Below are 12,864 nucleotides of genomic sequence, written 5' to 3'. Positions count from 1 at the left end.
CATGTCTGTAACACCTGTGGTGAATGACACGACGCAATCGTCCGGGTGCGCCCAGGCCAAGCGCGCTCCTACACAAGGGGGAGCGCAGGCTTATTCGTCTTCCAGCAGCTCTTCGGCAGTGTTGATGACGTTCTCCAGCGTGAAGCCGAACTCTTCGAACAGGGCAGGCGCAGGCGCCGACTCGCCGAAGGTCGTCATGCCAATCACACGGCCTTCCAGGCCAACGTACTTGTACCAGTAGTCGGCGTGCGCCGCTTCGATCGCGATACGCGCGCTGACTTCGAGCGGCAGAACCGATTGCTTGTACAGCGCGTCCTGCGCTTCAAAGACGCTGGTGCACGGCATCGAGACCACGCGTACGTTCTTGCCGGCTGCGGTCAGCTTGTCGAATGCCTGGACCGCCAGCCCGACTTCCGAGCCCGTGGCGATCAGGATGAGATCAGGCTCGCCATTGCAATCACGCAGCACGTAACCGCCGCGGTTGATGTTTTCCAACTGCAGGGCATCACGAGTCTGATGCGGCAGGTTCTGACGAGAGAAAATCAACGCCGACGGACCATCGTCGCGCTCGATGGCGTGTTTCCATGCCACCGCGGACTCCACCGCGTCGGCTGGGCGCCAGGTGTCCATGTTCGGTGTGGTGCGCAGGCTGATCAATTGTTCGATCGGCTGGTGCGTCGGGCCGTCTTCGCCCAGACCGATCGAGTCATGGGTGAACACATAGATCGCACGCTGTTTCATCAACGATGCCATGCGCACGGCATTGCGCGCGTATTCCATGAAGATGAGGAAGGTTGCGCCGTACGGCACGAAACCACCGTGCAGAGCGATGCCATTCATGATGGCGCCCATACCGAACTCGCGTACGCCGTAGTGCAGGTAATTGCCGCTGGCGTCTTCACCGGTGATGCTCTTGCAACCTTTCCAGATGGTCAGGTTGGAGCCCGCGAGGTCTGCCGAACCGCCCAGCAGTTCCGGCAGGAGCGGGCCGAGGGCGCCGAGGGCGTTCTGGCTGGCTTTGCGGCTGGCGATGGTCTCGCCCTTGGCATTGACCTCGGCGACGTAGGCAGCGGATTTCTCGGCGAAATCGGCAGGCAATTCACCGCTCATGCGACGAATCAGCTCATTTGCCAATTCAGGGAAAGCGGCGGAGTAAGCTGCAAAGCGCTGGTCCCACTCGGCTTCGGCGGCCAGGCCTTTTTCCTTGGCGTCCCACTCCTTGTAAATGTCGGCAGGGATTTCGAAAGGGCCGTGTGTCCATTTCAGCGCTGCACGGGTCAAGGCAATTTCGTCGTTGCCCAGTGGCGCGCCGTGGCACTCTTCCTTGCCCTGCTTGTTGGGCGAACCGAAACCGATGGTGGTCTTGCAGCAGATCAGCGTCGGCTTGTCGCTCTTGCGAGCGGTGTCGATGGCGGTCTTGATTTCGTCGGCGTCGTGGCCGTCGACATTGCGGATCACCAGCCAACCGTAGGATTCGAAACGCTTCGGCGTATCGTCGGTGAACCAGCCCTCGACCTCACCGTCGATGGAAATGCCGTTATCGTCGTAGAAAGCGATCAGCTTGTTCAGGCGCAGGGTGCCTGCGAGCGAAGCGACTTCGTGGGAAATACCTTCCATCATGCAGCCATCACCCATGAACACGTAGGTGTGGTGGTCGACGATGTTGTGGCCCGGCCGGTTGAATTGCGCGGCCAGCGTCTTCTCCGCGACAGCGAAACCGACGGCATTGGCGAAGCCCTGACCCAACGGGCCCGTGGTGGTTTCGACGCCAGGGGTGTAGCCATATTCAGGATGGCCCGGCGTGCGGCTGTGCAACTGGCGGAAGTTCTTCAGATCGTCGATGGACAGGTCGTAGCCGGTCAGATGCAGCAGCGAATAGATCAGCATCGAACCGTGACCGTTGGACAGAATGAAACGGTCACGGTCGGCGAACTTCGGATTGGCCGGGTTGTGCTTCAGGTAGTCCCGCCAGAGGACTTCAGCGATATCCGCCATGCCCATCGGGGCACCTGGGTGGCCGCTGTTGGCCTTTTGCACGGCATCCATGCTGAGTGCACGAATGGCATTGGCACGCTCACGACGGCTTGGCATCGCTGATCTCCTGAGGCAGAAAGAGTGGATCTGAAAAAGGCGGCCATTTTCCCTCAGGCATTGCTTCGGAGCAATGACAGATAAAGGCTCTGACGCGATTTTCCACGGTTGCGCAGGATATTTCTGCGGTGCGCGAGGGTTTTGTCCCCGAACGGCGTGGCCCCGGCTCGCCAAAGTCGTCGGCAACCAATCAATATCAAAACTTTTTGATATTGGCCTTGCGGCTCGTGCGGCGGATAACTAGACTGCCTGACTTATGAATCTCAGTGCGCCGACCATCATTCATGAGCAAAGCGACGAACTGGCAGCCTTGTGCAAGGCCGCTGGCGATCCGTTGCGGCTGAATGTATTACGCGCCCTTTCCAACGATTCCTTTGGCGTGCTGGAGCTGGCGCAGATTTTCGCCATGGGTCAATCGGGGATGAGCCACCATTTGAAAGTGCTGGCGCAGGCCGATCTGGTAGCCACTCGCCGCGAAGGCAACGCGATCTTTTACCGTCGTGCCCTGCCCCATATCGACCAGGTCGGCGGCAAGCTGCACGCGGCTTTGCTGGAAGAGGCCGACAACTTGACACTGCCTGATGACGTACGGGCTCGCATCGGCCTGGTTCATCGCCAGCGCGCCAATGCCAGTCAGGACTTCTTCGCGCGCACTGCCGAAAAATTCCGGGCTCAGCAGGACCTGATCGCAGGACTGGCCCAATACCGCGACAGCCTCCTGTCGCTGTTGGACAAACTGAGTTTCGATGCCGACGCCACCGCAGTGGAAGTCGGTCCTGGGGACGGCGGCTTTCTGCCTGACCTCGCACAACGCTTCCGGCATGTCACGGGGCTGGACAACAGCCCGGCCATGCTCGATCTGGCGCGCACGCTTTGTGAACAGAAGGCACTGGACAATGTGGAGCTGAAACTGGCTGACGCGCTGTCCATCGCGAATGTTTCGAGCGACTGCGTTGTCGTGAACATGGTGCTTCACCACTTTGCAGCGCCAGCTGACGCATTGAAGCAACTGGCCAACCTGTTGCAACCAGGCGGCAGTCTGTTGGTGACGGAGTTGTGCAGCCACGACCAGAGCTGGGCCAAGGAAGCCTGCGGCGACCTCTGGTTGGGATTCGAGCAAGAAGATCTGGCCCGTTGGGCCATCGCTGCGGGGCTGGTCCCCGGGGAAAGCCTGTATGTGGGCTTACGTAATGGTTTCCAGATTCAGGTTCGCCATTTTCAGCGGCCGGCTGGCGACATTCACCATCGGTAACACTCAGGAAAACCGTCGAGATGAGCGAATACTCCCTTTTCACCTCCGAGTCCGTGTCCGAAGGGCACCCGGACAAAATCGCCGACCAGATCTCCGATGCGGTGCTGGACGCCATCATTGCTCAGGACAAACACGCACGCGTTGCAGTGGAAACCCTGGTCAAGACGGGCGTCGCCATCGTAGCGGGCGAAGTCACCACCAGCGCATGGGTGGACCTGGAGCAGATCGTTCGTGACGTGATCAGCGACATCGGCTACACCAGTTCCGACGTCGGCTTCGACGGCGCGACCTGCGGCGTGATGAACATCATCGGCAAGCAGTCTCCGGACATCAATCAGGGCGTTGACCGCGCCAAGCCCGAAGATCAGGGTGCAGGCGACCAAGGTTTGATGTTTGGCTATGCCAGCAACGAAACAGCCGAGCTGATGCCCGCACCGATCGCGTTCTCTCACCAACTGGTGCAGCGTCAGGCGGAGGCTCGCAAATCCGGTCTGCTGCCCTGGTTGCGTCCGGATGCCAAATCCCAAGTCACCTGCCGCTACGAAAACGGCATCGTGGTCGGCATCGACGCGATCGTACTGTCGACCCAGCACAACCCTGAAGTGTCGTATGCCGATCTGCGTGAAGGCGTGATGGAACTGATCGTCAAGAACGTGTTGCCTGCCAACCTGCTGCATAAGGACACCCAGTTCCACATCAACCCAACGGGGCAGTTCATCATCGGCGGCCCAGTGGGCGACTGCGGCCTGACCGGCCGCAAGATCATCGTCGACAGCTACGGCGGCATGGCACGCCACGGCGGCGGTGCGTTCTCCGGCAAAGATCCGTCCAAGGTTGACCGTTCGGCGGCATACGCCGGTCGTTACGTCGCCAAGAACATCGTTGCCGCTGGCCTGGCCGAGCGTTGCGAGATTCAGGTCTCCTACGCCATCGGCGTCGCTCAACCAACTTCGATCTCGCTGAACACCTTCGGCACCGGCAAGATCAGCGATGACAAGATCATCAAACTGGTCCGCGAGCACTTTGACCTGCGCCCATACGCGATCACCAAAATGCTCGACTTGCTCCACCCGATGTATCAGGAAACCGCAGCCTACGGCCACTTTGGCCGCACGCCGCAGACCAAGACCGTGGGTGAAGACACCTTCTCCACCTTCACTTGGGAAAAAACCGACCGCGCCGACGCCCTGCGCGCTGCTGCTGGTCTGTAATCCCTCAGCGGTTGTTTATGGAAAGCCCCTGACGATGCGAGTCGTCAGGGGCTTTTTTGTGCGACATGAGATCCCCGCAGTAGCGTGGCTCACTGACGGAGGCGTGCGCACGATCGCTACCGCTGGCAAGCCGTGCTGCGCGGGGCCATGCAATATAGCGATTGGCGATCAACCCTATCGCGAACTCAACTAGCCGTAGCGCCCTAGTCCCGACCTTCCGCTGCTAGCCTTTTCTGACACGCAGCAAATCGCTTGCTAATCGAGCGTTACGCCTTGCCGTTCATGGATGACGCTTCCCGCCTCTACGCAAAGGACAGCGCAATCATGGCCGATACAAATACCTCCAGCGATACAACCCCTCAACCCGCCACGTACGCCAGCCTGTTTCCGGAGCAATTGGCCAACCGGTGCTCCCCGGATGCGCTGGAATCCAACAATGGTCCCATCGCGTACCTGTACGCCCTGTATCAACAGGCGCTGGAACTGGAAGCCACCTCCACATCAGATAAACGCTTCACGCTCGCCCAACGCCGCCCCGACATCGCAGAATTGGTGCTTAGTCGTGAGGGGCTTGAGAAAGAAGTGCCTCCGCTGACCCTCGCTATCAAAGCGCTGACTCGTCAAGCCAACATGCATGTCGAGTCAGTAAATGCTGCCGAAAAAAAGGCCGACAGTGACAAAGGCGCCACCAAAGACAAGGTCCCCTTTAGATCAAAAGGGCTGGCGGAGAGGATCAGCGAAAGCCAGTGTCGGGCCGGACTGCCATTCCACTATCCGCTGGAGCAGATTCAGGCTGTCTTGAGACACAAAAAAATTCCGCTTTTCGATCTTTTGCAAAGGTCGGAATATTCGTTTCCCAACTTTTGTAAGGACAATCTGCGCACCGACGAGCTCAGACAAGTCATGCGCAATGCGACCGGTTTTAGCCCATCACTGCAAGCGCTGCTGCTTGACGCCACCAGCGCAGACGCCGAGGGCTTTCTGAGCGCACGCTTTGGCGACGCAGCCACGCTTGAAAACCTCAACAAGGTTGCTTTTTTCTGTCAGAGGACAGGGCTCAAGACTGAAGACGTGTTGGACCTGTTGGCCATCGCCGGTATCGACGACAACGCCAGCGAGGGCAAAACCGCCGTCAAGCGCTCAGACGCTTATGCCCCCCGCGACAGCACTGTCGATAGCAGTCGTTATGGCGCAGCCTTCATAAACAATGGCACTTCACCTGCCCTCACACTGCGAGACATCAACGCAGAGGCAGGCATCGAACTGTCCATCACCGGCACCACAGCCGCTCATTTTGGCCGGGCTCACAAACTCATCCATTTGCGGCACACGCTTAACCTGTCGTTCGCTGAAACCGACCTCTTACTTATGTCGATACTGCGTGCAGAAGGCCAGAGCAAAGACTTTCATATCACCGCCAATACGTTGCGGGCGCTGGGCGTATACCGCTATTTCAAAGAGGCCTATGGCGTAACGGCCGAGCAATTCTCTGCATTAGTCCATCAGGTCACGCCCTACGCGGTCGGTGATCAAGTACCGTTTCTGGATCGAGTGCTCGATGGTCCCGGAGCTGGCCTGCAGGCACAGATCAACGACCTGATGGTGATTGATGATGCAGCGTTCGATCCTTCTGCCACCGATGACGCTGGCAACAACGCCGCACGGGGGATTATCGGTCAATTGAGCAAGGCATTCGGTGCGGATGAGCAATGGCTCAATGCTTCCCTGATACAGATCAAACAGGCATTGGGAATCAAGACGTTCACAAAATCGCTGGACCTGGTCTCATCGCTCTATCGTTTAAGTCGGTTGCCTCGCCTGTTGCGCATGACGCTCGGTGAAGGCACCAGCCTAATCGCCTTGTTGGCGAGCGACACCAACTCAGTGCTGGGCACTTTGGCCGGTCGAGGGCGGATCACCGACGACCCAGAAAACGCCGATATTCTTGATGTGCTGATTGCGCTGGCAAACATCGAACGATGGCTGCGCACGAACAACCTGAAGGCTTCGGCAGTGCTGGCGCTAGTCTCCAAACCTCAACCGAGCGCCATGATTCTGTTCGAGATCGAGAAGGCTCGCGAACGGTTTCGTACCGATGGAGAACCCGATGTACTAGGCGTGACGTTGTCGCAGGAAAAAATCAAGACTGAGCTGGGCAGCACCGCTGCACTCAAGTCTTCGACAGACACTTGGCAAACGCTGCTGAAGGACTATCTCGATGAAAAAGGCCTGATTAAAGAAAGCTTGCCAGCGGAAAAGCCCCTCAAAGAAGCGCTGGGCACTCTGCTAAAAGGCAAGCTTGCAGACAGTAATTCAGACACGACCCAAGCCTCCGAAACACTTGCCTCACTACTAATCAACGCCCGCGTCCAGCAGGAAGATCTGGCTAAGTCCATTTTCACCAAAGCATTTGCTGACGTGTTGGCAAGCTCATCTTCAGCGTCTACTTACGCCCTACCGATTCTCAAGTGGATCAAGAGCAGTGCGGCAGGTCTTCTTGCAGAGGTAATGCAGCCTGTCCCGATAGACGCGAAGCAGATGACAACGTCACTCAAGTTTTGGACGGACATTACCCGGTGCAGCTTCGCCGTCAAGCTGACCGGCGTTAGTCCGGCAGGGCTTGAAGCATTGGCTGAACATCCTGAGTGGCTTGATTTTGAAGCAGACGTCGTATCGGGGAACGATGCTACAACAACTGAGCCTAGAGCCATTAACTTGAGCCTGCACTATCAGCTCACTCGCTACCGCGACTGGATAGCCCTCTGCCGTAAGAGCGGATTCGAGGAACAAGATGCACTTGATTACTTATCCAGCATGAAAGACACATCGGATGTTGGTGAAGTGCAAGTGGCAGCCGCCAAGATGGGAAAACTGATTGTGTGGCCGGAAAGCGAAGTAGTGATAGCGATGCCACAGATTGCGAAACCTCAACATAAAACCAAACCGGGAACTTTTGACGACTTCGTTACTACAATGTCTGATGAAGAGCGGAAGTTCTACCGAAAATCAGATGGACGGATCGATATCAAAAAGATGCTATACGATCTTCATTGGATACGCGCGGGATATGTTTACAAGAACCGAGCCCAAGAATCAACCGTGGTAAAGCTTCATAAATACGCTGAAACGCTTACATCAGCAACGCTGGAAGTCACTCAAAGCCAATACAATGAGTGCAACCAAACCGAAACATGGGGGAAACGTTTTTCAGCTGAAGAACGTCTGGCCAAGAAACCGTATCAGGTCATCATCCTGAAACTCAAGGTCTATCAACCCGACGACGATTATGATGGCGACCCAGTACCCATCACACCCACAACACTGGGTGACATAGATTTTATTTTGCGCCTGCAATCGCTATGCAATCGTACAGCGCTCTCTTGCCAATCACTGATAGACCTCTCTTGGCTAAATGAGGGCTCAAGCTTCGACGAGTTTCAGAGCATCGGCCAGTTGCTGTTAGCGACCTGCACAGACGATATACGTGCGCTCGTGGAGTCCGGCCTACTCGAGCAATGGCGGGATGCCTTGATTCACTATTTACTCGGCTACTGGGTTCCCAAAAAGATTTCCAGTACAACCTCGATCACTGATACTGACGAGCTATGCAGCTATTTCCTCACCGACATCGGCACCTCTTGGGAAGCCAAAAAAACCACGGTCATCACACAGGCCATCGCCAGCCTGCAGCATTACCTCTTCCGCTTGTTCTCGCACCTCGAACCCGGATACGAAACCGCTAATGTGCCATCCTCCGCCAACCAGCAATGGAAACGGTATCTAAGTCAGTACGGCACCTGGAAAGCCTGGCGAGCACAGATAAATCATCCAGAAAATCTCATCTACTACGCCAACCGCCCCAACAAGAGCAACACTTTTCAGGAGCTTGAAGTCGAGGTCAACCAAGGTAAGCTGGACACTGAGTTACTGGAAACTGCCGTTTGCAACTACCTCACCAAGTTCGAACGGCTCAGCAATTTGCAAATTGTCAGTGGCTACCTGGATGGTCGCGATCCACTCAACGATACGTATCACCTGATTGGCAAGACCAACGCCTCGCCCACTGAGTACTATTGGCGCTCAGTCGACATGGGGCTGCGCGACGATCAACAAAGGCTGAGTCCGCTGGCGTGGAGTGAGTGGAAGAAGATCGATCTGACAGTAACTGGCGTCATTGCGCAAAGCCAATATATTGAGCAGTTTGACAAGGTGGATGCGGACGGGAAAGTACAGAAGGATGACAAAGGTAATGTTTTAAAGGATTCCAGTAAAAATGTAACGCATACCTGCGACGCCATCCGCCCCGTGATCATTGCGGGGCGTCCTTACGTGTTCTGGGTCGAGCGTGGTACCACTGGCTTGCCCAGCAACGACGGGAAGAGCCAGACACCTACCCAATTCAAGAAACTGTCGGTCCAGTATACGTATTTGCAAAGCGATGGTTTCTGGAGCACAGCTAACGAGCTGATCTGCCTGGATGGCACCGAGGACGGTCAGCGTCGGAGCGACAAAGAACATAATTTTTTGAAAGATGAATCATATATCCCCGGTTTGATTGTTTTCGTCAATACGGAGAATGAACGTCGGCAAGATCCGTGGCTAACTGTCATCCTGCACGATTGCAGAAAACCTGCAGCAGGGCCAGGAAACATCAATAAAGACTACTTTGTTGAAATGAGAGACCTGTTACTCATCAACAGAAAGCAATTACCCGTAGAATCACTTGAAAAACTGACCAACGTCACGTTAAAAACCTATGAAGACATACGTTTCGTGCAACACATCTACGACGGCACATCAAGCTCGCTCACCGCCCTAAAACCACCCAAACACACAAAATTAGATGGCCTTATATACGGTGTCTTATTCAATTTAACCTCAAACATAAAACTCGCCACAACGGCCACTGCTCCCCAGAAAAGAAAAGTTTTCAAACCTTATTCTTCACGCGACGCAACAGCACTGACACTAGAATCAACTCATCGCATTGTGGTGCCCGCCTATGTAAAAAACATGTCCGAAACCGTAAAAGAAAAATTGAAAGCGGCCGCTGCGACTTTTGATGATGCGAGAAAATCCTATGAATATTCAAAAATCTATCATTCCGAAAAAGCATCTCACGCGATAATAAAATCAACTTTTGAGAAAGCTGAAAGTTCATTATTAAAAGTTACCGAAGCTATTTTATCCAGTATTGCTTCAAAGGCAATGACATTTAAAATAGAACTGCCATTCACCACGAAGAAAACATTAAAAATTGAAGCACACTACCAATACGATGACGCTCCTCTTAAACATGCCTTGAGCGCTTTTGGCGTTGAAATAAAATCTCCCAGCGACCTAAATTTCGAGCCCCTCGCCGAGGGTCAGCTTGCCCACATAACAACACTATACGACTACACAGAAGAAGGAACTTACGAATTCCAGGCATACATAATTTTAGATGGAATAAAAGTTTATGAGACCCACTACACGTATGAAATTTCAAGTAGCAAGACAGACGAGTCGTGGAATGTCGCCATACTCAACAACACCGAACAGGCTCAATACCTGGACCTTACGTCAGTAGACGACCGCTCAGTTGATATCCCAAAACGCATCCGCCTAAACACCCTGTTCGGCAAGCAACTCGTTGCACGGGCATCGCAGAGTGTCGAACGCGCCCTAGCGTGGGACACCCAAAAACTGAAAGAACCCACTATCGATGAAAACGTTCCCAACCCGTCGGTAGACTTCCACGGCGCCAACGGTATCTATTTCCGCGAACTGTTCCTGCACCTCCCTGCACTCATCGCCACCCGCCTCACCGAACAACAACAGTTCGAAGACGCAGAAAGCTGGTACCTGCGCAACCTGTTCGACCCTTATCGGGCGGTAGCTGACGATGACGGGCGCCCCGCGTACTGGAACACGCGGCCATTGGCCGAGGTGGGCACACTCACGTCCGAGCTGAACAAGCCGGTCGATCCCACGGCGCGCGCATTCATTCTGTCTCGCTACTATCGGCAAGCGGTGTTTCTGGGGCTGGTCGAGAATTGGCAGCGCCAAGGCGATCACTATTACCGCCAGCTCACGCTTAGCAGCCTTAACCACGCCTGGCTTTGCTATCAACAGGCGTTGAAATTGGTCGGACCTCTTCCTGAGCGCACGGAGGTCTCCAGGTGGATCCCACTCAAACTCTCCGATATCGACGAATCGCTCTTCTTTACGCCTATCAATCAACGCGTGCTCGACGCACGTAAGACCCTTGAGCGCCGCCTATACCAACTACGTCACGGCTTGACTATCGACGGTAAAGCTTTGCCTGACCTGGGCTGGAGGGACGAGGAAGTAGACCCATTCGCGTCCGCTAGAGGTGGCCTGAGCATCATTGCCACCACTTACAACAGCGGCCGAACGCCCATCCCGGCCTATCGCTTTCGCCAGATCCTGCCAACCACTCGCGCGGCGGTACAACAGCTGCTCGACTTTGGCCGACATTACATGAAGCTGATGGAAGACGAGTTCAACACGACATTTTCGGTTTTGATGAAGTCTCAGGAAATCAGAATGTCCGATTTCGCGCTGCGGCTAGGCAAAGAGGCTATCAGTGCGGTGCTCGCGAACAAACAGACATTGCAACTGGGCCTTCGCGCCGCTGAGGCACGCAAAGCACGCTTTGAAGCGCTATTGGATGTTGGAAAGTCACCCATGGAAGAAGCGGCTACCGGTTTGTCCATCGTTGCCAAGGTGACACAAGCCGCTGCCGTCCCTTTTGAGATCACCGCAGGTATTGCTGCCGCCATGACGCCTACCATTTTTGGCATGGCCTTTGGCGGCAACAAACCCGAGCAGCCAATGGCAAGAACTGCGTCCACGCTGCTCACCACCAGTAACATTGCCGATTTTGCTGCGGGGCAGCTCATCGCGGAAGCGGGCTATGAACGCCGCGCCAGCGAGTGGCAATTCGAGATGGAGCAGGCGAATTGGGATATCAAAGCCCTCTCCCAACAAATCGAGCAAGTCGATATAGAACTGAACGCGGCGACCATCAGCCTTGAAGAAGCCAAGCAAGAACGTGCAAATCTCGACGAAGCGTACGTCGCCATGACCACCGGCTTCACCATCATCCCAATCTACAACTGGCTGGTAGCCCGGCAAGAACTGATCTATGGCAAAGCTTACGACGCGGTACTGTCGCTTTGCTTGGGCCTGGAGGCAGCGTGGCGTTACGAGATTGGCGATTACAAACGCAATGCCTTTATCAAAACCAGCGCTTGGAGCGATACCTACAAAGGCATGTTGGCAGGCGAGTCTCTGCTGGTCGATCTGCAGGAGATGGAAAACGCCTATCTGTCAGCCAATGAGCGGCGGCTGACCATCAAGAAAAGCTTCAGTCTCACCAAACTACTGACCAGTAAAGGCTTGACCAGTGGCCTCAACGGCCTGGCAACGAATAAACCTTTGCTGTTCGAGTTCAAAGCCTCGGATTTCGACAAGAACTATCCCGGTCACTACCTGCGCCAGCTCAAGCACGTTTCGGTGTCGTTCATCCTGAAAGAGGGCAGCAAGGCGGAAGAGATGTCAGCGATCCTGACCCAGATCGGCAACTCCACGTTGATCGAACCTCACGCGAAAGGTGCGGAGTATTACTACGGCGAAGGCAAAGAACCGCCTGCCAGCATTAAGCGCAACTTGCGTGCGCAGCAGCAGATTGCACTGTCGTCGCTGGTGTCCGAAGACGGGTTAGGGTTTGCGCCGGGAGAATGGGTCTACGAGCTGATGTTTCACGACGGACGCTATCTGCCCTTCGAAGGCACCGGCGCCATTTCGCAATGGCAACTGGAAATCCCGGACATTGAATGTGCCGAGTCGTTGAAGTCGGCGGTGTCGGATATTCAGATCAACCTTGTCTACACCGCACTGGACGGGGGAAGCGAACTCGTCACGAAGGTCCGTGAGCTTTACAGAGAAGCGAAGAAAGCCTGACCCCATGTGGCAGCACAGCTTGTCGGCGGTGGCGCCGCATGATCGCAACCGTCGGCAAGCCGTGCTCCTCGCGCGAAGCCTTAACGTGAGGCGTTGCTGATCGCCAGAAGATTGTTGGGGCAGGGGTCATGTTCAGGGCCTAACAGGCTGGAATAAAACGGCAAGCGTCGTCAGCTCCATGGCAGGCGTCCTTTAATCGGCCTCTGTATGCCGTGGGTGAAATACCCGTTTGCACTCGCCTGAAATCCGCCTAAGGGCCAGTCAGGCTGCGATGCAGCACCTGGCTGTAATGGCGCTGGAAAAACCCGTTAACCGGATTGTGCAGGAAACAATGCGGCTGAA

The 12,864-nt window shown here is 55.3% G+C and carries 4 protein-coding genes; 3 read left to right on the top strand and 1 reads right to left on the bottom strand.

From position 1 onward, the window contains the following. Window positions 1–90: 90 nt before the first annotated feature. On the bottom strand, window positions 91–2,091 hold the full coding sequence (gene tkt, locus DBP26_RS11615; protein ID WP_108237723.1) for a transketolase: 2,001 nt from the start codon (window positions 2,089–2,091) through the stop codon (window positions 91–93). A 256-nt stretch (window positions 2,092–2,347) separates the two neighbouring features. Between tkt and DBP26_RS11610 the strand changes: the two genes are divergently transcribed. From DBP26_RS11610 to DBP26_RS11600, 3 genes are all read left to right on the top strand, one after another. Continuing rightward, window positions 2,348–3,343: a metalloregulator ArsR/SmtB family transcription factor gene (locus DBP26_RS11610; protein ID WP_108237722.1), complete on the top strand. Its 996-nt coding sequence runs from the start codon at window positions 2,348–2,350 to the stop codon at window positions 3,341–3,343. A 20-nt stretch (window positions 3,344–3,363) separates the two neighbouring features. Beyond that, on the top strand, window positions 3,364–4,554 hold the full coding sequence (gene metK / locus DBP26_RS11605) for a methionine adenosyltransferase (protein ID WP_108237721.1): 1,191 nt from the start codon (window positions 3,364–3,366) through the stop codon (window positions 4,552–4,554). Between the two features lie 324 nt (window positions 4,555–4,878). Beyond that, window positions 4,879–12,522 (top strand): neuraminidase-like domain-containing protein, encoded by a 7,644-nt coding sequence (locus tag DBP26_RS11600; protein ID WP_158541421.1) that lies wholly within the window; start codon window positions 4,879–4,881, stop codon window positions 12,520–12,522. The last annotated feature ends 342 nt before the right edge of the window (window positions 12,523–12,864 follow it).

The sequence above is a fragment of the Pseudomonas sp. RIT409 genome (assembly GCF_003052515.2).
Classification (GTDB): domain Bacteria; phylum Pseudomonadota; class Gammaproteobacteria; order Pseudomonadales; family Pseudomonadaceae; genus Aquipseudomonas.
Note: the sequence above shows the minus strand (reverse complement) of the source record. Positions and strands in the feature narration are given on the sequence as shown.